Here is a 23,830-nt window from a genome sequence, read left to right on the forward strand (position 1 = left end):
TCAATGTTCCTGTTAAAAATGATCCATTAAAGAAAACCAACGCATTGCTAAAAATATAAGCGGATAACGCAAAACGCTTCCTCCCGGAAAGGATGAAATCTTTAAATTCTGAAAATGGGCAAAACGTTCATGATTTCCAGTCAACCATTCTGCGTATAATTTTCCCATAAAAGGAGCAAGCATAATGCCATGCCCTGAATAACCACCACAATAAGTCATCCTTGAAAAAAGTTGACGAACATAAGGCATACGCTCAACCGTGATGGCAACCGTTGCCCCCCAACGATGGCTGAGATTTATAGAGTGTAATTGAGGATAAATTTCAGCAATTTGCCGTTTTATACGTACATCTAAGTTTACAGGATTCTGATTATCATAACTTTCTACACCCCCAAATAAGAGACGATTATCAATGCTTTTTCGAAAATAGCGAACCATAAAACGAGAATCATCAACCGATTCACCGCCTGCGAGAATTGAACTATTCTTTAGTAATGGTTCCGTTGCTCCAATATAAGAGCGAATAGAAACAATGTTTTTCTCAACAAAACGCTGCAAACCAAGTTTATATCCATTCGTTGCGAGTAAAACATGCTCTGCTGTTATACTCCCTTTTTCTGTTATTACTTTCCAATGAGATCCCTTGCTCTTCACGCTTGTTACTTGTGTCTTCTCATAAAGCTTAGCACCAGCATCTTTAGCTCTTTTGGCCAACCCAACGACAAGTTTTAAGGGATTGATGTGACCAGTATCCGCATCATAAATACCACCACAATAAAAAGATGAGCCAAGCCGCCTAGATGTTTCAGCCCTATCCATATAAGTAAGCGCATGATAGCCATAACACTGCATCGCCTCAATATGCCGTTGATAAGAAAGAAGCTCACGCCTTTTATGGGTTACAGAAAGCTGTCCTGCCATAAAATCACATTGAAAACTAGGCATCACGCATAAAGATAAAATATCTCTTTTAGCTTCTTCTGCTAAATCAAATAGCACTTTACTGCGCTCAAAACCATATTTTTTCTCTAACGTTTCGACCCATTGCCGTTGCCCCGTTCCTAGTTGCCCACCATTGCGCCCTGAAGCACCATCCCCAAAGCGTGATGCTTCACATAAAACAACATCCACCCCAGCATGTGCTAAATGATAAGCAGCTGAAAGGCCTGTCAATCCACCTCCAATAATGACAACATCACTCTGTCTATCTTCACAAAAAGAAGGATAGAAGGGACGTTCTTCTAAAGAATCCTCATACCAAGAAACTCCTGGAGAAATTGGATTAGAGCAAATCATCGTGATAAACCTCAAACATTAAGCAAGAGATATTCGCGCTCCCACGGGCTAATCACTTCCATAAAAGTTTCAAACTCTTGTCGTTTGATTGCAGCATAAGTACTGACAAACACATCGCCCAGAATAGCACGTATTTCTGTATTTTGTTCAAATAAATTGACTGCTTCAATAAGACCACGTGGTAATTCAATGTTATCAGCATTTACATTATTTGTCGTTGGCTCATCCGGTTCAATTTTTTGCTGTAAACCAATGAGACCACAAGCCAAAGAAATTGCCAAAGCCAAATAAGGATTAGCATCTGATGAAGGAAGTCTATTTTCAACACGCCGCGCTTGAGGAGAGGAACGAGGAACACGAAATGCTGTGGTACGGTTATCATATCCCCATCGCAAATTAACAGGTGCCGAAACATCCGGCATAAGACGTCGATAAGAATTTACATAAGGCGCAAGCATGACAAGTCCCCCCGCCATATGTCTTTGTAATCCACCAATAAAATGGCGAAAACAAATACTTTCTTCACCATCCTCTTTTGTAAAAATATTCATACCTGTCTTCTTATCAACGACTGATTGGTGAATATGCATAGCAGAACCAGGCTGCCCTTGAATGGGCTTGGCCATAAAAGTTGCATACATATTATGTTTAAGAGCAGCCTCACGAATTGTGCGTTTGAACATAAAAACTTGATCAGCCAATTCAATCGGATCACCATGACGTAAATTGATTTCAAACTGACCGGCCCCTTCTTCGTGAATAAGCGTATCAATCTCCAATCCTTGCGCTTCCGAAAAATGATAAATATCATCAATAAACTCATCAAACTCATTCACACCGGCAATTGAATAGCCCTGCCCCCCACCAATTGAACGGCCAGAACGACCAACCGGAGGAACTAAAGGATAATCAGGATCAGGATTTTTCTCTACTAAATAAAACTCAATTTCTGGTGAAACAACCGGCTTTAGATCCATTTGCGTATAAAAGTTGACTACTTTTCGCAAAACATTTCGTGGTGTATAATCTACGAACTGTCCATTTTGATATACAAGATCACAAATCACCTGTGCTGTAGGAGCATCTTCCCATGGCACAATGCTTAGCGTAGACAAATCTGGCTCAAGACGCAGATCACCATCGGTTTTGGGATATTCAAAGCCATGACCATCTTCAGGATAATCTCCTGAAATTGTTGCCATAAAAACCGCTGAAGGCAATGCTAATGATGTTTCCGATGTAAATTTTTTAGAAAGCATCATCTTGCCACGCGGGACACCCGCTTGATCTGGCGTAATACATTCAATATCTTCCACATTACGAAAAGCCAGCCATTGTAAAACTTGCTGCCAGTTGCTTACACCACGTAAGTTTTTAAGAAAACTAGAAACAGGCTTAGAACTCTTGCTTTTTATTTGTTTACCATTTTTTACAGCCATAACATATCAACTTTTAAAATAATCAAGTTCTATTCTTATTATATCAACCTTATATGAATGACAGAAAAAAACTTATCAACGAATATTTTTAAAGAATGCTACAACATCCATCAAGGTAAGAGAACCTTACACTCAATAAACTATCCTATCAACTATAGTGAAAAATTGGTACTGCACGTGATACATCGACGCTAACGTTCTGTTTGTAAAAAACAAAACGCCTAAAGCCATTTTGACAAGCAATAATTGTATAAAATCTCATAGTGGATGCTCAACGTAATTATTACATCTCTACTCTGAATAGCCACAAAGAAGCGATACGCATCGCCACTTCTTCTTCCTAAATCTATACAGCAAAATACCCAATCATAGCGTCTCATTAACTGCGCCTTACAGCAACTCCGATAAACGCTTGAGACAACGAGAAGCCGTCAGTATTCGTGGACGGTTGAAAGAAAGGCGAATTTCCTATTCTTCTAACAACTCTAGCTTAATTTAAAGCACTAGCCCCCTCAATGATTTTTTTGACCCTCTCCAGATGCTGTACATATGCCTTCTTATTTGCGTGGCTGAATTTTATTCAACATTGACAATGTACCTCATCGATACAAATCCACACAGTATATCAAGAAATAATTTTTTTAGTTAATCACACATTATAAAGCTATAAATATTCTGATCATGAAAAACTCCATTCAACAATTCAGCTTTTCTCAATCTGCCCTCAAGCTCAAAACCACAGCGCTGTGCTACTGCGTTGCTTCTCTGATTGTTTACTGAGCATTTTATGACAAATTTTTTTATTTCTCCAGATTTCAAATAAGATTGCATCAAAGCTTTCACAGACTTAGTGATAATCCCTTTTCCTTGAAGTTTTAAATCAACCCAATAGCCGATATAAGCGGTCTTATTACCACTATCAATCCTATTAAAAGAAAGTAATCCAACTGGAACTTCATCAAACAAAATAGCATATGTTTTTCCATCATTCTTCTGATGTTGCAAAAAGCAAACGTCAAGAAAAATAGCTTCATCATGTTCATTCGTCACATAATGTGGCCAAGCCATATATTGATTGAATTCCTTTCTATTACGATCTATGATATTAAAAAGTTCGGAAGCGTATCTCGAGGACGCGGGTGCGAGATAGATATTTTTATCAACACTAACAGCTTCCTCTGCATGCAATAGATCCACTCGCCCAGCTGGTAAGGCATTTTCTGCAAGCCTAGCTGTGACGATTTCTTTTTTGTATAAAGCGTATACGGGAGGTTTAAGACGCGTCCATTCATTAACAGTTTGTAAATCATAAGAACCGCAACCGCGAATAATAAACAACTGATCTTTACCCAAACCATAATCTGCCTTGGGAAAAAGGCGATCATTTTCAAAACAGTTAAAACCTGCTAAGATCTGACCATGTTTACTACAAGCGTTTTTGTTCTCTTCTAACGGTACAAGCGAATGATGCCAAACACGTACAGAAGGTATCCAGTTCATACCAAGATTTGTCTGTATGATATCGACCTGACCGCGCTTTTTAATACTCACAGTTCGCCCTACAGCATAACCATGATCTTCGCTGATATACCTACCAGACTCAAAAATTAATTTCCATCTAGCAGGTAAAGTGGGGTCTTGTTCAGATAAAACATTAAAAATTCCTTGGAAAACCTCCCGTGGTTTCGTAGCCGTAACTTCAGCATCTGCTGAAAAGAAGTTTGCTGGAAATCCGCTCCCTATATCAAGATGCACTCCCTTAGGCATATTTTTTAAAAGGAAGGGAAGCCAATCACGCAAGTTCTCAATAATTCGTTCCGGACTTTCCAAATTCGAACCGATATGAAGATGAAAGCCCTTAAGATAAACATTCTTGCAAGATTGCAGTAAGGAAACGATTTCTTCCTCAAATTCTTCCACTGTCACTCCAAAACGAGAACGCTGGCTATCTTTGTAAAAATACGCCAATCTTAAGCCTAAGCCCACTATGCGGTCAGTATCAGAAACCAATTCAATTATGGCCTTGAGTTCGTGCGGACTCTCGGCATGAATCAGTGCATTTTTAGCAATCCCTTGAGAAAGATCGTTGAGAGATTTATAAGACCCATCCAATACAATCCTATCGCCAGTAAAACCAGCCTTTAAAGCTAGCTGAAGCTCATCTGCCGAGCATACTTCTGCACTGACCCCGTGCTCCGCCATTAGTCGCAACAACAAACCTAACGAGCATGACTTAACCGAAACAGCAATAACTGCGTCCAGAAAATATTGCCGACAGACCGCTTGCAAACGCAGAACCGGTTCCAGCGCAGAATCAACATCGAATATAAAAAACGGCTCATCGCCATAAGGTTGGCGTTCACGCAGGCGTTTAGCTGCCGTGATGATATTTTGAGCTACTATTTTATGCGCCATAATTGTATCGTAACTCCCCTATTAATCTCGTTGAGCATTAAGAGAAGCACGGATAACAAGATATCGCTCATAAAATGCTGCATCCTGCATATTTTCCTCAAGCTGACAAGTGAACGCACTTTCAATTCTAATATATCTACGAAAATTTTCTTTAAGCTCATCATAGGGTCGAGACGATAAGTCATAATTTTTTCTTGATCCAGTTCCAATCCTGCTTTGCCCAAAAAAGTCATGCCAATAATGCAAAGTCGAAGCAGGATCAGGTTCGAACCCTATGGCGCTATAAACGTCAGTAATAATTTTATCACTAGGCGTCCTTCTATAGTAAAAATTTAAAGTACAAAGATCACCCTCTACTTTCAAAACACGACTGACCTCAGACAGCACTCGTTCTCGTGCTTGAATAAATGAAAAATTACATCCACCAAGTACATAAGTAAACATTTTTGCATAAAAAGGAAGGCTGCAGGTGTCAGAAACTTTATAGCGTAAATGATCATCCGCTGCAAGCTTAGCTGCCAACTCAAGGGCATTAATGATTGCTACTTCAGATATATCAATACCCTCTGCAGAAGATCCAGTTTTTTTCAAAACAATAACGCGAACTGTAACCGGTAGAGCAGACAAGATCCAACAACACAGACTGACGATGAAGTTAGCATGCTTGATCCAATAATCAACAGTATAATTACAACTGGGCGGCGTATTATCCTATTTCATCAGCACCACAAAATCAGTATAATTCATCGAATAAACGTCTTCAAACTTCGCAAATGTATCGCTAAGCTCCATGATATAATTTCCTCTTTAGAGGATTTCTTTAAAACAGCTTAAAAAATCATTTTACTTCGAAGGCATTATCATTGATTTTGCGCAAATCCTTTCTCAATATTACCCTTATAAACCACATGATCATACACTATTTTCTCACTCGTCACAGCCGTCCGTTCTCAATTCACCAAAAGTTCGCTACTTGCAAAACATTCTTGCACGCTATAGTCTTGGCCAGCTAGTTTTAAATATTTAATACCATCAATAGTAAGATTGACATGCGTTTATTGAAGATTTCCTCCTCGCACTCTAAAAAGCTTGCGTTTTTTTTTTGCAAAATCTAATATACGTCCACTTATTTAGCAAAACATCACTATCATAAGCCTCTTGATATGCTCGTTTATGATATTTCTGGCTCATAGCAGCATAATCATTTGACGCATTCAAATCGGTAAGCTTCTCTCCTAAAAACGATGGACAGCTATTAATTTCTACTCAATTCATATAAGATGACCCACACACTATTTTTTCCTATGTCTTTATGTAAATCATAGGCAAGGCCCTACATTCTCAAACGCCCTTGTCTTTTATTAACTTTTTATCAATATAAAGCCAGGCCAAATTAAGCGAGATAACCAAACATATACAAAGCAAAGCGCAACAAAAAGCTGCTTCTATACCAATATTACTGGACAACCAACCAATCAGCACAAGCGCCAAAATACCAAAAATACGTGCAAGAAAACTAACAATGGATAAAACCGTATTCGCATTCTTTTGTTGAATATGTTTAAAAAATTCTGATTCAAACTGTGTCACAGGGACAGAAAAAAAACTGTGAAATATGGTGAATAAAATAATGCATGCCCAACTGTTTGCGACGAGAAGCAGAGCAAGCATAACAAAAGCACTCAGAACGAGTGACCACAAAGTTACCACCATAGGAGCATATTTTTGCATAAGATATCTAATCACAAAGCGATTAAATAAATATTTTACGAGAGTATAAGACACAAAGCACAGGCCAAGAATAAGAATTTTAGTCTTTCCTGTTGCGTTGTCTAATGTTCCTGTTTGTCCCAAAATAAAAGGTTGCCAAAAATGAAATATTGGCTGCAAGGCAGCAACAATAAAACCACATATCAATATATAATATAACCCGATTTTTGAGGTTACTAAATCAGAAAAAGCTTCTGTTGCATGCAACAAAGAATCTGAGTTTCTTAGCTGACTACTCCAAACGGATGCAATCCCTATCCCCGTCACCCGACTAACCAGAATACAAGCACGAGAAACCCAAAAGAACAAAAATAATATGCCGACTGATAATTATCCATACACAAAACAATAAGAATACCTAGCACACCAGCAACCATATTCATGAATGCTATTAGTTCCCGCTTATAGGCGTTTACTTGGTGGTAAATCAAACTACCCTTGTAAAGACCGCCGTCGATTAAACCTTTAATCCACGCGCTATCAGCGCCAGAACATAAAGCAAAGGCTAAAGCATAAATAATTTCTGCCGGAATTAAGACAGAAAGATTAGGCGCGTAGATACATAAAAAGAAGAAGAGTGAAAAAAAACATGAAAAGATAACATTTTGTTTAACGCCGATTTTATCTCCTAAAATCCCACAAGGCACTTCAAAAATACAAATAGCCACGCTAAACACAATTTGCAATAAAGCGAGCTGCGTTATACTAACCCCCATAGACAATAGAAAAAAAGCATGGAAGGAGCCCGTAATCAGCCGAACCCCGCTCATTGCTGCACAGCCATAGAGCAATTTTAAAACTTTATAATCTATCGTCATTAATATATCCAAAAGCTATAAAGCTGGCAGCTTTTTTTGCCACCAGCTTTATATATTTTAAAACCTCAATTTAGAAAGGTGCGTTGAGTAACCATTTTCTGCTCATTTGACAGAGTTTTGAGCGCAGTAACATCAACCCGCTTAATTTGAATTTTTTTCAGTGGTTTATACATATCTTTAGTTTTCATAACTTTACCTCCTGTATTAAATGAAAACAATTAAATTTAACATGAGGTGTACAGTGTTATAGCTTGCTTTTGTCAATTTATTATCTTGGTATAAAAAGTTTTGCTCTTCGCCCGCGGCTCCGTTTAAGTCTTTCATGCACCAATTACTTTGCAACAACCACCACAGCACTTGGAAATTCATGCGCTCCTTGCTGGGTAAAGTACGCTTATATTCACGTCAATTGGTCACCGGCTGGTCATTAAACGCAACGCTCGTTTACAGTGCTTCAAAATGCGCAAAATAAAGCTTTTGTTCGCCCTTACGCTCTCATACCGCCCAATCTGGTGTGTAAGAGCCAATTAGCGTTGCAATTTAAAACGCTTTGGCAATTAAAAAATAATCTTACATCAGGGTTATTATCGAGATTTTGCACCGCACTAGGTTTTATACAACTGCAGAAAATCTCCTTTATTCGACAACAACTATCGCAGCGCCCCTAAAAGGACCACGCTTTGGAATAACCACCTATCAAGCTATCCACTCGCAACTAAAGATTCACCATCAATCAGAAAGTACTTTATGACTAGACGCGCTCCAACAAAGCACAATATCTCATAAGCAAAGCGATAAGCTCCATACGAATAGTCATTTTCTTTTAAAAATAATAATTCAAAGCCGCGTTCTAATCCAATCTGTCGTATCCGTTATATCATAGCTCCCACATGCCGGCAGCATAAATTCGTCATCCCAAGGATAAATCCAATGGAATAAACATATTTCTTACAAGAATATCATGCTCATAACAATTTGAACCAACAATATTCGCTAAACTAAATTCACCGCTCTTATCTCGAAAAGACAAAATTTGTGGCACTCTATTCTCGTGATCCTGTTCAGATCGAGCACACGTCCCAAGAGCCGTAATTAAGTTCGTAGCATTTCGCTCTTTTATAGAGCTAATATTTGAAAATACATAACCATAATCTTCAGATATAATACGCCTAGGTTCAATGATTACCGTAAACTTATCTGATCTTTCAATGCGTAAATATCCTTTCCTGCCTTAATTAAGGTAGATACTATTAACTCAGTCAAATTCAAATTAGAGCCCACATGCAAATGCACCCCCTTAAGCCTAATCCTATTGGATTCTAGCAACGATAATGCGGCACGTAACTCCGCCGCAGTCATACCAAAACGCGGTCTATTTCCGTTCGCCAGTACATGGCATAATCTCAATGAGATTTTAGGAAATATGCCAAAATGGCGAGCAAGAGCGATGATGTCATGTAATTCGATAATATTATCACACTGGACATTTATATGTTTTCTAATAGATAATTCGATCTCTTCTCGAAGTTTTACAGGGAGATTAAAAAATATATCTCTACCTTTAAAACCATCTTTTTGCGCTAATGATATTTCATGGACAGACGCCAATCCTAAGTCCCAGCAACATAACAATGCTACCCCGCACGTCCATTAAAAGCCCCTGCTTTTTCTCGCTCTAGGCATTCATAGCCCAACCACGTAAAACAGAATGCCAATTACAATATCAAACCATAAGACTGCAGAGAAAGTTCTTTTATAAATAGACATTTTTTATCTTTAAACTGCCTCTTAGACAAGCTAGCCTGTTCATATGGTAAGTTATAAGTATAATACATCCTCCTTCTATAAAAGGAGGATTCATTATGTTCCGTGAAAGTCTTTGGTAATACATTCCAGCGATTGGATCACCAGTCGCCTGTCAATAATATACTACGAGTTAAGAAATGGGGGGAGGTAAGCTATGCAACTCGTGGATCATCCTGTTGTGAAGTTCGATCAACTCAAGCCGATTTACAATTTCACATATCCGCTGTTTCGCACTATTTCAAATGAATTTTATGATTACCTAGATTTTAATAATCTAGCGCAAAATAAGCGGATTCCACAAGCGCGTACCATTTCTCTTTATTTGCATATTCCCTTTTGCGAAACCATTTGTTTCTTTTGTCCCTTTCAGAAAGGAGCTTACAAACACGTTAAGCAAATCGAAGCTTATATGTCAGCACTTACCGCAGAGATCAGAAACAAAGGAAATTTCATTCGCTCGCTTAGAAGTCCCATCCGTAGCATCTATATAGGAGGTGGCACACCGTCGCTCTTGTCCGCAGATAATATCCGACACATCGGAAAAATATTGCATGCCGAATTTGAGCTCTCTTCCTTAGCCGAGTTTACACTGGAAAGCGAACCTAACAGCGTCACACGTGATAAACTTTATGCTACCCGTGAGATCGGCGTTAACCGGATCAGTTTCGGTGTACAGAGTTTTATTGAGCGTTTCCGATCATTGTTTAATCTCACCTCAACACGTGAACAAATCAAAAATACCGCGGCTTGATCACAAGAGATAATTGGACATGTCGGTTTCGACCTACTATATGGCATGCACAGTCAGCAAGCCGAAGAACTATTATACGATTTGAAGCAAGCAAGCGAGCTTCACCCTGAAACCATCAACCTCTACGCAATCAACAATCTAGCTATCACGTTGCAACTGCATAAGTCTTACGCACAAAAAGGGCTAAAACCATCCAGCCTACAGCATCGACAGATGCTTTGCTTATTTAGCGACATCGTTATGCGCGGCTGCGGCTATGCGCCATGTAATGGGCATTCTTATATCAAAATTTCCAATAACTCTCCTCTAACGCTTGCTCAAACGAATTCAGCTAATTATTTCCGCTATCACAAATATTTGCATGGTTATCATGACGATTATGTGGTTGGCTTCGGGGCGACAGTAATGTCGCTTCTCGGCTCACTCGTCACACGAACCAATCCTAGTCGAAGCGGATACATTACTGACATACAACTTAAAGGAAAATCCAAAGTATACTACAACTGGGTATCAGCGGAGCAACAAGCCTCCAAGGCTTTGTGTATGCGGCTACCTTATAACGGCTATGTCCAAAAAGAAAGAATTGACTGGACCGCACTCCCCTCTTTTGTATACAATAACCTGTAATAGCTCATAGGCGCAGGTCTCATCGCAGAAAGTGATAACGATCTCCAGCTCTCTCAGCATGGTTGGCAATGGTATTCCAACCTCATGTATTTCCTTCTACCTCAGGCAGATAGGAATATCTTGGACGACTATGTCGCAAACATGCTGAATACAACCGCCGTACTTGATGGACCAGTGGAAATCTGTGTGGCATCTTAAGGAGAAAAGAATATTCACGCTTTTTGCCAATAAGGACATACGCTATTTTTGCCTAACCGTTAGTCTGCTCGCCTTACTCAGCGGTGCTTTGCGCACTGCCATCCCGCTATTAGCAAGACAATCTGGATATGAAGTAGTCGGAGTAAGTTGGGCACAAGGTCTCTTCTCATTAGCGTGGCCAATTTTCGGCATCCTTGCAGGCGTTTTACTTGATCGCTGCGACAAGATAAAACTTGCCACCTCGGCTCTCTTCATCTTCATGCTACTGCATATTATCCTGTTCGTACTGCTTATGATACAGATTGCTCCAGCCGAACAAATTTTCTTTTATGCAACCATTGCTGGGTTCATCGTCGTTTCTGCCGAAGCTTATATAATGACGATTCCGCCACTTATCATGGAGGGAGAGCGGTTGATGACCTTCTACTCAATTGTCTTGTTTTTAGATTTCGGGGTCTCCTATTTTCTTGCCCCTATCATAACAAACAGCATTTTAGCGCATAGCACACTGTTATTTCTGGGCCTGTTAATCGCGCTTTTTATCACGCTGATTTTTACCACTCGCCGTGCTGTTCCGAAATTGCCAGCACTTGATAAAGAAAACATCTCTTTCCGTTATATCATTGCCGGCTTTCATTTTATTTTTTCAAATCAGCATCTTATCTCCCTTACATTACTCACATTCTTTCTATCGGTGGTATTTGGAGCATTTCTAACCTCGTTCATCTTCTTCGTTACCGATGGTCGATATCTGGGCCTCCATAGCAGCCAATATGGCATGATGTTTGCAGCCTACGCGCTTGGTACAATGGCAGGTGCCCTATTTGCACCGCGTATACGCTATGCACCGGTGCGCCTAGCTGTTCTCATTGACGGTTTAGGAACGGTTGTCTTGCTGCTGATTCCAGCCTTTTCAAAAAGTGCTGTCGTGGTATGGGGCGTTACCTTTATCGCTGGCGTTGGAGCAAGCTTATGGTTTATTGCTGTTACCGCCTTCAGGCAGCGCCTCACACCAAAGCAACTTCTCGGGTGAGCTAATTCTGCTTTTCGGGTAATAGGCTATGCTGAAATGCCGGTCGGAAGCTTTTTGGTCGGCGTCCTTGGTTCTTTTATATCATTGCAGTTTGCTGCCACCTTTATCGCTGGACTACTATTGGTGGCTATCGCGATAACACTTCCATTTCTTTGGTAGGCTGATCATATCGTCACACCCAACCCTGCCACGAGGTAACAGATGCTTTTTAAAAAAGACACGGTCGGAAAAGGCACACATACCCTATTACGCAATCGATTGATCTGTTCTTTGGACGAGAAAATTATCACCTTTCTGACAAATTGAAGAATTGAATCTCCAATTTGAAGACATATCACCACGGGTAAATTTAAAATTGCTTCACATGCGGCATAGGCAAGCACAATCTAGGCCTCCCCTCAATAATGACAGTATCTGCCAACTATATGCCTAAGCTTGTTATTACTATGAGTCTACTCTGCGCCCAAGCTTACGGGTTCGCATCTTATGTTTCATCATAAGATGCACTTGCACACTCAAAAGCAGAAAATCTATATTCCATTGAAAATAAAGCAATAAATCTAAAAAATACCTTTTTAGACTAGATCTCTGCTCATTAAAACGCTTTGGCTTTTTTGAACAAAAAAAGGGGAAATACGAGAGAAGAGTCTTTACTCTGTTATCATTCGTATACCAAAAAACTGATAATCGCAGGTTTTTTAAAGGAAGAAAGCAAGAAAAATGAGAACAGTTGTATAAAACCAATGGTACTGCACGCGATACATCGGTGCTAACGTTCTCTTTAAAAACACACAGATAATTACAACCAGCTTCAAAAAACAGCCTTATCAATGAAGTACTCGCGAGAGGGTTGCGTGTACAACGCAATAATGACACACTGATTCCTGCAAGCGTGCTTTACATATTATACGTATAGCCTGTACTGGTCTGCCGCTTCTAAATACTCAGACGTAATGCTACTAGATCGTACAGTGACCGCAGTTGCACCCTTAAATACCGGTTCCTACCATATCATAATGCTTGATAAAAGCATCATGCCATCATAGCAACCGCTTTGCGTATGGGATCCACAACATAGTTCTACAAATTGTTGATGCATGGCCAAGCTAAGAGTTTTCTTGCCCTCCTACGCCAATGAGGGCATCACTATCCTCTTTTTGAATCGTAAAACAAAATGATTTACCATTAGCGATAAACCATCTGCTCAAAGTCCAGCTAGTTTAAACGCGTAGCATTCTAAACCTTTAGGCTCGCTCTGCCCCCAAGAGGCATAGCCAGATATCTATCACTTCCGTCACGTATTCACGCGCTAGAACAAAATCTGAAACTATGAGGCAACGCTGCGTTTGTATGCAGCGTTATTGTTAAGAATAAGCTTCTATTGAGATAGTTCTGATGGGAAGCACTCACAGCAAATGGTATAGGAATTAATTTGGATTCTTTCGAAATGTTCTATATAAATTTAATGTGCTGCCCCAAAATACACCAGCAGTGAACCCATTTAAAAGACCAAAAAGAAGGTTAAAATTAAATGCATATTTCAAATCAGGTTCAACCTTGAGAAAAACAATCAATGTGAATTTGATGACAAAAGCGATAAGAATAAATATCAGCGTCAACGGCGTACCAGGCCGAATAATTAAATCCGTTCCCTCTTTGATTTTTAAACGCGGAGTGGCACGCCAGAGCAACCAGCCAACACCAACGCCGATTATCAGCCCCGCCAACATTGAGAATGCTCCCCAGCGTGGGAACACCAGCTTGTTAATCACATCGCTTCCGCCCAAAAAAAGAAAGATTAACGGCAATAGAAAAAGGCGGGAAACCCCGATTTCCCTATCTTTCAATGCGTTTATTCCCAACGGAATGAGAAAAATAAGCCCCCCAGACCCATAAAGGGGTTCCGGTCACAATATTAAACAATGACATATTATGCTCCATGATGTTTGACGCGATAAAAATATTGCATGATGTTAGGAAGATATTTAGAAAAAAGAATACCAGCACAAATTAAATCCATAGTGACCAACCAAAGCTGGAGGGGCCATGCAAAAAAAGCCACGAGAAGACTATTGGCAAAAAGGATGATTACCAAAATCCATCTAATATATTTATTGATGATATAAAATAAGATATGTTTGCGTTTTTCTTCAGAAAGACCAGCACTGGCATAAAAAATGGTAAAGGGTTTCTTTACCAGCAAGTTCATCAATGAAACCAGAGCAAGTGACAGAGAGCAAAAAACTGTGGGGTAGTTCAGTAAAAGTGTAGGTTCTCCAGCGAAATAATTAACAAACAGGACTATAACTGTCAGAACGTTAGTCATCATCACCGGTTCCCCCTGTCGGACAATTTTAATATTCACAGCAATAATGGACAATAAAATCACAGTCAAGATGAGAGAGCGTTCGACCAGAGTTAAAACGTTTCCATTGATATCCTAAAAGTAAATACTCCACGGAATAAAAGAGATTATTATGTTAAATATGGTACATCCTCCTTTTTATATTTGATAGAAAACTTACTGCAAGTGCTTCGTTTTTTAGTGCATGAATATAAAAAACACCTCCTAATTCACACTCTGCTAATCTGAGCCGCGGGTAGATCATATTACGCCGTGTAAAACAACCCATTGTCTCAAGGATTCGATTTTGTCGTTTGGCGCGTCACGTCTTTATATCTTGCTAGAGGGTCTGTAAAATCACCTTCATCTACAAAATCATTCCCCGTATTATAGGATGGGGTCAATATAAATCATCTTGACCTCTTGAAAATAAGCCCGTTGGATAGCTTTAAGACTTCGAGATTATCGCCTTTAATATAGACATTATGCGTATGATCAAAGTCTATACTTTCATCAAACTTAGGCCGCAACATTGCCAAGGAAGGCTTTTGCGCAAGCCTTAAAGACACAAGCTTGCCTTTCCACTCAAATTTGAATTTCTCAAAATCATTCTCAATATATTCACCGCATAGGTTTAAAAGCTGATCTATATCCAGCTTGCCCTCAAAAAAACATTGCGGAAATGCCGCTTTTAGCTTGGCTATACCTTGTTCTTGTAGACTTTGACTTAAACCCTCTATTTTATTCTCACCCGCTATAATCGTTATATCGGCGCTCCCCTATGTTAGAATAAATATAAGATGCTATATTCTGCCATAATGACAAATTTAGGCTTAATAAACAAGGAGTTAGATGCGACTTATAGTTTCTTCTCAATGAAGTTCATCGGTTCGTATCTTATCTGTACCCCATGAGGTGCATTCAAACTTCAAAAAATGCTATTTTTATAATAGCTTGAAAACCAAGGGGAAAATGAGCTGAGACCTTCTTCAACAAAGTCTCCGCTCTTTTAGAAAAATTGGACATTTTTGGCAAAAAACGCATAAAATCACCCACGCAAGATCTTTGCTCTGTGACGGCTCAAACGAAAAAAAAGCCGATAACCGTTAACTGTGACTTTTAACCACAGCAAAAATCGTACTAAAACTAAATAAGAATTAGAAAAGTTGTAACAAGATAAATGGTACGGTTGGTGGGATTTGAACCTACGACCTCTGGTGCCACAAACCAGCGCTCTAACCAACTGAGCTACAACCGCATAAAAAGCAAATCTATCATAAATATTCACGATTTTGTAAACATTTATTCTTTGCTTATGTGACATAAGGAAGATCAACAAAGTTTGCAAGCCCCTTTAAAAAAATCTCGCAATTTTTTGTGAAGAAAAAATATTTTTTACAAAGGAAATTTTGCCCAATGCTCAAGACTATGATCTCTATAGTCTTTTATGTTATCAACACCATCTTGTTGCATCATCTGCAAAATCTCTTTCAGAATCGTTATGGTAAGATTTGGACCTTCATAAACCATCCCACTATATAATTGGATTAAATCTGCACCTGCTTTTACTTTTTCCAAAGCGGTTTTTGCATCCTTTACACCGCCAACACCAATAATTGCAATCTTCTTGCCTAACTTTTGACGCATCTTTGCAAGCACAATAGTAGACCGCTCAAAAAGTGGACGTCCAGAAAGCCCCCCCCCTTCATTGCTGAAATGACTATCTTTAAGACTTCGGCGTGAAAGAGTCGTATTGGAAACAATGAGTCCATCAAAATCAGAAAGTTTTATTTCTTCAGCAATATCGTCCAATTCTTTCTCTGATAAATCTGGAGCAATTTTTAAAAAAATGGGTATCGAGAATCCACATCTTTTCTCTTGCTCCTCTCGCGCTTGCGAAATGGCATTCAACAAAAGATGCAAACTATCACGAGCCTGTAAATCACGCAAACCTGGTGTATTGGGAGAAGAAATATTAACCGTAAAATAATCCGCAACGTCATAAAAATGAGCAATGCCAACAGCATAATCGTCAATCTTATTAACCGTATCCTTATTGGCTCCAATATTGACTCCTACAATACCCGTTTTTTTACATGTCCGCAGTCTGTCGTAAACAACTTGATGTCCGTCATTATTAAAACCCATTCTATTAATAATCGCTTCATCTTCTTTTAAACGAAAAAGCCGTGGTTTAGGATTTCCAATCTGAGGCTTTGGTGTCACTGTTCCAATTTCTGTAAAACCAAATCCTAAACGAAAAATTTCATCAACAACTTCTGCATTTTTATCAAACCCCGCCGAAAGACCAATAAAATTTTTAAACTCAAGCCCTGCAATAGTTACACACAGTCGCTTATCGACAACCTTTTGACAACTATTTAATCCACTTTTCAATCCGACAATCGCTAAACGGTGCGCATGTTCTGGATCCAACATAAATAAAGCGGAACGGCCAATACAACGAAAAAAACTCATCAATCCTTCTCCACAACATAAAAATGATCCATCGTACCTCACATACACCTTATTAACATAAAAAGATCGCCAATAAAGAGAGCATATTATTCAAGTAATATCCCCCTTCCATAAGAAAGTTCATCACATCATCGTCATTCACGCGAATTTTTACGAACCCTGAATAGAAAAAATTATCTCTATTCGCTCAATTCCTTTGTACAATATTGTTTCCAATAAAAATAAAGCTTGCGCTATAAAGCTGTTTTCCCCTAGCATGGAAAGTACAAAGTATAGCTTTTATATAAGCTTTTTCCCCCTAATTACTCTATCGCTTTCTTAGATTCAGGGGGGATAAATTATAAGTCTTACTCTTAATTCCATCGGTCATTTTTTCCATCAGGGCTGAAATATAATTTTTTTATTCTCAGTTCTCTTTTTACACCAATATACAATACTTCATTCGCGAAGCTTCCTGATGACTGAGCCCTTTTATTAAGGCTCATAAAGTTCTTGGAAAATAAGATTATTGTTGTAGTATAATTTTAAAAATAAAATCTGCCCTTTCCTTTTTCATCAAAAGCGGTAAGTAATTTACCGTATATCGCTTAACAAAGGGGAAACTGCAATGCTTAAAGAATTCAAAGAATTTGCCCTAAAAGGTAATATGATTGATCTTGCGATTGGTGTGATTATCGGGGGTGCTTTTGGTGGCTTAGTCAACTCAATTGTCAATGATATTTTTATGCCCGTCATTGGACTTATTACAGGTGGAATTGATTTTTCTAATATGTTTCTTCAACTTGCTGGCGAAAAGCAGGCGACTTTGAGTGCCGCTAAAGCAGCTGGAGCAACTATTAGCTATGGGAATTTTATCACTTTACTTATCAATTTTCTCATTATTGCTTGGGTTCTTTTCTTATTCGTTAAAGCTATGAATAAAATGCGTAGAAAAGAAGAAGGAGAAACCCCAAAAAAAATCTCTTCAGAAGAACAACTTTTAACAGAAATTAGGGATCTTCTCGCTAAGAAAAAGTAAATTTATGTACGACTTACATCATGGAACATGAGGGAAAAACATTTCCACAGTTGTTCCATGATTGGGTTTTGAAAACAATAAAAATTCTCCTCCACTTTCTTCCACCATTGCCTTACACATCGGAAGACCTAAGCCTGTTCCTATAAAAGCACTGTCACCAGATCGGCCATCTTTGCGCTCTACTTGACCATAAGGTTGCAATGCCTGTGCAATTTCTTCTTCGCTCATCCCTATGCCATTATCACTCACTGAAATTTTTACGCGTTCTTTTCTATAAGAAGCGTAAACAATAATCTGTCCCCCCAAGGGGGTAAAACGAATAGCGTTGGAAAGAAGATTCCATATAATCTGGCGAAACATTTGTTGTGATACAGAAATAAATGGAACATGCGGTGGAGCAACAATGCGCATGATAATGCCGTTATGATTGGCTTGAGTTTCAAGAAAAGCTATCGTCGCACGTAAACAAGATATCACATCAAATGTTTCAGAAATAAGGGAAGAATCAATCTGATTATTGGAACCAGAATAATTAATCTTTGAACATTCTAGTAATTGATTAATCAATGATAATATATGTTTTCCAGAAGAGATAATATCGCGTAAATATCCATGATAACGTTCATTTTCTATCGATCCAAAACGACCTTCTTGCATAATTTCCGCAAAACCAATAAGAACATTCAGAGGTGTTCGTATTTCATGAACAACTCCAACGATTTTATTCTCTTCTGCTTTTTTTTCTTCTGATGGAACTATTTTTGTCATATCACGCAACATAACAGCATAATTGCCGTGCTGAGCCAAAAATACAATCGTAATAAGAACGGTTCTATTTTTATGATTTTTCGTTATTAAATCAGCTGTTTCTCTGCACTTTAAAACCTTATTTTTTCCTTTCACACGAATTAATTTAAAATATTTTTCAACCAAACCCCGGCTTTGCAAAGTAAATAATGAAGAGAGTGGCTGTCCCCGTAGCTCATCTATTTCATACCCCATTAATGCTAAAGCGGGCTTACTTACCGATTGAATAAAGCCCTGTTCATCTAACCATAAAACACCATCTGTTGCTGCCTCCAACAATGATAAAACTGCAGCGGGTTCTTTTATGAACGCTTGCTCTAGAGCATTTACCGGCAATGTTTGTGGATATGGTAATTGAAAAGCTGTTTCTTCAACAAGATTCTTTTCTTTTCCCGATGAATTCAATTCATCACGTAATTGCTCTGCAATTTCACGAAAAGCTGAGCGTTCTATCTCTGTAAGACGCGGTATTTCCGTCTCCAGATTTTCATCTCTTTTTTCTTGAACTTTTTCTTGTATTTTTAAAATACCAAAGCCACGGAACCCCTTAAGCTGCTTTTTAACATCAAAAATCGGCAAAGCCGATAATTCAGCATCAAGCCATTGTGAGCAACCATCAACTGGCCATTGAACAATCTCTTTACTCCACGGCATAGCTGCTTCAATAAAATGACTAAGAACCCGATATCGATCATCATTAAATTGATGAGCAAGCTCATGAAAACTACAGCCTAAAATAGAGGAAGAGAGAGGACCAACAACTTCAGCTAGCTCTTTTGAAACTTCACAAAATAAACCATTGTGATCGATTTCCCACGTAAAAGGCCGTGGCAAAAGCTCTGGTATAAAACAAAAAGCTTCTTGCTTACAGTCTAATTCATTTGTACTTAACTCATCTGCTTTTAATGACATCACTAAAACTAAAAAAGTGTTGGACTGACTTTCAAACGCATAATGTTCATTTATTGTAAAATACCTGCTCTCGTTAAAATAACATGATATCTCATTATCAATTATCTGTAGCAAAATTTTGTCTGTTTCATCAACAAGACAAGAGTAAAAAAAACCTCCAACATTGTTGCTTATTCATCCATTATTGTCATAAAGCTTGTTACAATAATAGAAACATGTCCCTCACATAAAATAGTATTCCCAGAAGAATATACTTATTTTGTGCATTCATATCCCTGTCTTAAAGAAATATCTTATTCCAAGCTTATTTTATGGCAGCATCGGTAGATGTTGTAATATAAAGGTCCCCATAAAGAATATCAAGGCATTATGCTTTACCTTTTTATCCTTCTCAAAGAGTTCGCTCGTACCATTATTATACTCGTCCAGCTCCTAATGTTGCCAGTCGTTCTTGTGTTTAAAAACGTTCATAAGAGGTCTTTTTATTCCTTTTAAATCTTTTTTGCCCCCCACCACTTTTACTATGATGTACAAAAAACGGTTTTGATTGTTTCAATATAAACAGAGTTGAGATGAGAAAATCTTGTGATACTCGAGACTTTTATTCAATAGGAATAAAGATAAATTATCATTACAATGCAATATATTGTATTATCAAAACCAGAAATTAAAAATTTCTTTTTCAAATTAAAGATTCTCGTAAAAATACCTTATCTGGTGCCAAGAATATCAAATGATCATAAATTCACCTTAGCACTTTAAAGCGCCCCATAACTTTAGGTACTCTTCTTATAATACTTCCAGAATACCGCAAAGATTTTTTTTCAATCAGAAAAGAGAGCAAAAATCATCTGTTCTCCTATAAGATTTATTTCATTTCTTGACATCCAAGATCATCTAGAAATGTTAAAAACATCTCCGCCCTTTTATATCAACTTGTTATCCCAAAGATTGCTCTATTACTCTCCATTCAATTTTTTAATATGACTCTCAAAAAATACAACACGTATTTGCTCTTTAAATAATGACTGTCCGACATTTTAAAAATCACATATTTTAAAATGTGCTTTTTTAAATATACTCGTTTATTTTCCTTCATTGAGTAAAATTTCACGTTTTCCAACATGATTAGCGGCTCCCACAATGCCTTTTTCTTCCATACGTTCAACAAGAGAAGCTGCTTTATTATAGCCGATTGAGAGACGGCGCTGAATATAAGATGTTGAACATTTTTTATCACGCATAACAATCTTTACAGCTTGGTTATAAAGTCTCTCACTTTCTTCATAAAAATTTTCTTCCTCAGAAACTTCAGCTGTTGAATCAGCAGAAGTATCCTCATTGTTTTCGTCTTCATTATCCGTGACCGTTGCTAAATAATCAGGTTTTCCTTGCATTTTAAGATGCGCAACAACCGATTCAACCTCTTCATCAGAGACAAAAGGTCCATGAACGCGTACAATACGCCCTCCACCTGCCATATGAAGCATATCTCCTTGACCTAACAGCGTTTCAGCACCTTGTTCACCTAAGATCGTACGACTATCAATTTTTGATGTGACCTGAAAAGAAATTCGGGTGGGAAAATTTGCTTTAATTGTCCCGGTGATAACATCAACAGAAGGACGCTGTGTTGCCATAATAAGATGAATACCTGCCGCACGTGCCATTTGCGCTAAGCGCTGAATAGCATTCTCTATTTCTTTCCCTGCCACCATCATGAGATCAGCCATCTCATCAACAATCACGACAATATAAGGAAGCTGCGTGAGATCCATGGCTTCTTCATGATAAAGCATTGCCCCTGTTTCTTTATCAAAACCCGACTGTACAGTACACATGATCGTTTCGCCTTTTTGAGCGGCAAGTGCAACGCGTGCATTAAAACCATCAATATTACGCACACCTAATTTCGCCATTTTGCGATAACGCTCTTCCATTTCACGAACCGCCCATTTTAAAGCAGTTACCGCTTTTTTAGGATCTGTTACAACAGGTGTTAAAAGATGTGGAATGCCATCATAAACAGAAAGCTCTAACATTTTAGGATCAACCATAATCAAACGACATTGCTGTGGCGTCATACGATAAAGAATCGACAAAATCATTGTATTAATTGCAACAGATTTTCCTGATCCTGTTGTTCCTGCAACCAATAAATGAGGCATTTTTGCTAATTCTGCAATAACAGGTTCACCATTAATCCCTTTCCCCAAAGCAAGAGCAAGTTTAAATTCACTTTCACGAAAAGAACGCGTTTGGATTAATTCCCGTAAATAAACAGTTTCACGAACCGCATTAGGCAATTCAATCCCAATAACATTCCGTCCAGGAATGACTGCAACGCGTGTGGAAATAGCCGACATCGAACGTGCAATATCATCAGAAAGATTAATAACGCGCGATGACTTGACACCCGCAGCAGGCTCAAATTCATACATTGTTACAACTGGCCCTGGATGAACATGAATAACTTCACCCTTAATGCCAAAATCTTCCAAAACACTTTCCAAAAGTCCAGCACCACGTTCTAATGTTTCCTGAGGAATCATCGTCCCTTCATGAAAAACAGGTTTCTGTAATAAACTAATCGGAGGAAATTCATAAACATCACAGTCAATAGGTTGAATATTTTTCAAAAAAGCAGAAGTGTAATTGCCTAATGGTGCACGGGTAGATTGCAATGTTTTCGTTTTATCGTTTGCCTGCATCGCAGGTAACTCTTTTGAATTTTTTGTGATATCCTTTGTTATACTATCGATAGTATTATGGGCGATAATCTTATTGGTTTCTTCATTCTCTATAGTATCTCCAGTATCACTTAACGCCTCAATATCATTTAACACATGGGAGGAATCTTCAACAGAAAGCTTAGAATGACACTCTTTAGACTTCTTCATAGCTTCATTATTCGTATTCATTAAATCAGAAATTTGCTCAACGCCTCTCATTCTTTCCGCTGGAGATTCTGATGTGATTGAATCATAAAGTTGCGGAAAACGGTATTCAAGAACACGATAAAGAGCCGTTATTGACTCATCAAAAGCAGAAGAGACATCAGGTATCATTTCATTTGACTTATCAATCGGTGTGTTATCCTCTTTGGAAGTTTGAGTATCCACATGTTCAAATATCAAAGATCCACACTCAAAAAATGCATTATCGGAAAGGTGCAAAGCAGAATTTATTTTTTGGAGCACATTTTTCACATGTAACTCATGCTCTTGTTTATCCATCCCTTGTTTATCCTCCTCAAGGGGAATATTGGCTGATGGTCTGCTCATAGCTTGCTGTGACAATTGCTTTAAAACCATTGAATGACCAACTGAGGTTTTATTCTCTATCGATTGGGGATTAATGACTTTTTTTGTCGATGAAACGTTTGTTGTCTTCTTGTTACAATGGACAATGTCTGTGATGTTTTTTCGATCTTGCTTTGTAAAAATTTTAAATTGTTTTGCAAAAATTGGATCTGTTTCTATACGACGACGTAAAATTTCAACTTCTGGTGTTCGCGTAAAACGGACATTTTTTCCGAGGGTAAATGCCTTTTTCCACACTTCTGGATAAGGAAATATCTCTGTAATCTTCATAGATAAATCTTCTCTTGATGCACTTTTCGTACCATCATCAGTCAAAGAAGACGAAGAAATAGATTTTGTTTTCGAATTATGCATGGCACCCAACAAATTTATAGCAATGAGAAAAATGATCTTTTCAAAAAGAATTTATAGAAACTATCATATGAAGGTTAATAACCTTTTGCTGATGGTTACTTTTTAATGAAAAAAATAAGGCCAAAATGCAAAATATTGCCTTTTAAGATTTACGAAATAAATTGCTAAGGTTTATGGTATCCTATAGTTCATATTCCGTTTATTTTTAAGAAAACTTCATGATAAAAAGTGCCAAGAAAATTGTCTGTACCTTTCTTTCCCTCCCATGTCATAAAAACAATTAGTCCCAATAATACAAAAAGTTATAGAAGCATTGCTCTATTTAACTCTCCATGTTTGATGATCATAATACAATCTAACTTCTCGCGTTTTCATAAGATTATCCTTGTTATCCTCGTTTAAAAAGGCTTAGACTAAGACAATCATGATTACATAAATACA

At 38.2% G+C, this 23,830-nt stretch carries 16 protein-coding genes and 1 tRNA gene; 4 read left to right on the forward strand and 13 right to left on the reverse strand.

Going from position 1 to position 23,830, the window contains the following annotated elements; genetic code table 11:
* Positions 1–12: 12 nt before the first annotated feature.
* From HWX04_RS02175 to HWX04_RS02200, 7 genes are all read right to left on the reverse strand, one after another.
* The gene (locus HWX04_RS02175; protein WP_175868604.1) at positions 13–1,296 is read right to left on the reverse strand and encodes an NAD(P)/FAD-dependent oxidoreductase; all 1,284 of its coding nucleotides are present in this window, start codon (positions 1,294–1,296) and stop codon (positions 13–15) included.
* Positions 1,297–1,307: 11 nt separating this feature from the next.
* Complete coding sequence (locus HWX04_RS02180; protein ID WP_175868605.1) at positions 1,308–2,735, reverse strand: glutamine synthetase family protein; 1,428 nt, start codon at positions 2,733–2,735, stop codon at positions 1,308–1,310.
* 645 nt (positions 2,736–3,380) lie between these two features.
* Positions 3,381–5,150 carry a GNAT family N-acetyltransferase gene (locus HWX04_RS02185; protein ID WP_175868606.1) on the reverse strand — a complete coding sequence of 590 codons (1,770 nt, stop codon included), beginning with the start codon at positions 5,148–5,150 and terminating at the stop codon, positions 3,381–3,383.
* A 21-nt stretch (positions 5,151–5,171) separates the two neighbouring features.
* A complete protein-coding gene (locus HWX04_RS02190) occupies positions 5,172–5,777 on the reverse strand; it encodes a class I SAM-dependent methyltransferase (protein ID WP_210259577.1) in 606 nt (201 codons plus the stop codon).
* A 714-nt stretch (positions 5,778–6,491) separates the two neighbouring features.
* Positions 6,492–7,187, reverse strand: coding sequence for an MFS transporter (locus tag HWX04_RS08435; protein WP_246257323.1), 696 nt, complete (start codon positions 7,185–7,187; stop codon positions 6,492–6,494).
* On the reverse strand, positions 7,184–7,738 hold the full coding sequence (locus tag HWX04_RS08440) for a hypothetical protein (protein WP_246257324.1): 555 nt from the start codon (positions 7,736–7,738) through the stop codon (positions 7,184–7,186). The genes HWX04_RS08435 and HWX04_RS08440 overlap by 4 nt, the downstream gene beginning before the upstream one ends.
* Before the next feature lie 1,182 nt (positions 7,739–8,920).
* Positions 8,921–9,346: a type III PLP-dependent enzyme domain-containing protein gene (locus tag HWX04_RS02200; protein WP_175868607.1), complete on the reverse strand. Its 426-nt coding sequence runs from the start codon at positions 9,344–9,346 to the stop codon at positions 8,921–8,923.
* A 352-nt stretch (positions 9,347–9,698) separates the two neighbouring features.
* Between HWX04_RS02200 and HWX04_RS08445 the strand changes: the two genes are divergently transcribed.
* The 3 genes from HWX04_RS08445 to HWX04_RS02210 all read left to right on the forward strand — a co-directional run bounded on the left by HWX04_RS08445 (position 9,699) and on the right by HWX04_RS02210 (position 12,153).
* Positions 9,699–10,295: a radical SAM protein gene (locus HWX04_RS08445; RefSeq protein ID WP_246257335.1), complete on the forward strand. Its 597-nt coding sequence runs from the start codon at positions 9,699–9,701 to the stop codon at positions 10,293–10,295.
* Between the two features lie 45 nt (positions 10,296–10,340).
* Positions 10,341–10,922 (forward strand): hypothetical protein, encoded by a 582-nt coding sequence (locus HWX04_RS08450; protein WP_246257338.1) that lies wholly within the window; start codon positions 10,341–10,343, stop codon positions 10,920–10,922.
* Positions 10,923–11,106: 184 nt separating this feature from the next.
* Complete coding sequence (locus HWX04_RS02210) at positions 11,107–12,153, forward strand: MFS transporter (protein WP_246257340.1); 1,047 nt, start codon at positions 11,107–11,109, stop codon at positions 12,151–12,153.
* Between the two features lie 1,427 nt (positions 12,154–13,580).
* Here the strand turns inward: HWX04_RS02210 and HWX04_RS02215 are convergent.
* From HWX04_RS02215 to HWX04_RS02230, 4 genes are all read right to left on the reverse strand, one after another.
* Positions 13,581–14,000 carry a hypothetical protein gene (locus tag HWX04_RS02215; protein WP_246257343.1) on the reverse strand — a complete coding sequence of 140 codons (420 nt, stop codon included), beginning with the start codon at positions 13,998–14,000 and terminating at the stop codon, positions 13,581–13,583.
* Between the two features lie 83 nt (positions 14,001–14,083).
* Entirely contained in the window at positions 14,084–14,482 is a 399-nt protein-coding gene (locus tag HWX04_RS02220) for a hypothetical protein (protein ID WP_246257345.1), read from the reverse strand.
* Positions 14,483–15,678: 1,196 nt separating this feature from the next.
* Positions 15,679–15,755, reverse strand: a tRNA-His gene (locus HWX04_RS02225).
* A 137-nt stretch (positions 15,756–15,892) separates the two neighbouring features.
* On the reverse strand, positions 15,893–16,975 hold the full coding sequence (locus tag HWX04_RS02230; RefSeq protein WP_175868608.1) for a quinone-dependent dihydroorotate dehydrogenase: 1,083 nt from the start codon (positions 16,973–16,975) through the stop codon (positions 15,893–15,895).
* 607 nt (positions 16,976–17,582) lie between these two features.
* Between HWX04_RS02230 and mscL the strand changes: the two genes are divergently transcribed.
* A complete protein-coding gene (gene mscL, locus HWX04_RS02235) occupies positions 17,583–17,993 on the forward strand; it encodes a large conductance mechanosensitive channel protein MscL (RefSeq protein ID WP_175868609.1) in 411 nt (136 codons plus the stop codon).
* Between the two features lie 18 nt (positions 17,994–18,011).
* Here mscL and HWX04_RS02240 read toward each other — a convergent pair whose 3' ends face one another.
* Both HWX04_RS02240 and HWX04_RS02245 read right to left on the reverse strand, forming a co-directional pair.
* The gene (locus HWX04_RS02240; protein ID WP_175868610.1) at positions 18,012–19,712 is read right to left on the reverse strand and encodes a PAS domain-containing sensor histidine kinase; all 1,701 of its coding nucleotides are present in this window, start codon (positions 19,710–19,712) and stop codon (positions 18,012–18,014) included.
* 1,085 nt (positions 19,713–20,797) lie between these two features.
* Positions 20,798–23,389 carry a DNA translocase FtsK gene (locus HWX04_RS02245; protein ID WP_175868611.1) on the reverse strand — a complete coding sequence of 864 codons (2,592 nt, stop codon included), beginning with the start codon at positions 23,387–23,389 and terminating at the stop codon, positions 20,798–20,800.
* Positions 23,390–23,830 lie beyond the last annotated feature (441 nt).

It is taken from the genome of Bartonella gabonensis (genome assembly GCF_903679515.1).
Lineage (GTDB): Bacteria > Pseudomonadota > Alphaproteobacteria > Rhizobiales > Rhizobiaceae > Bartonella > Bartonella gabonensis.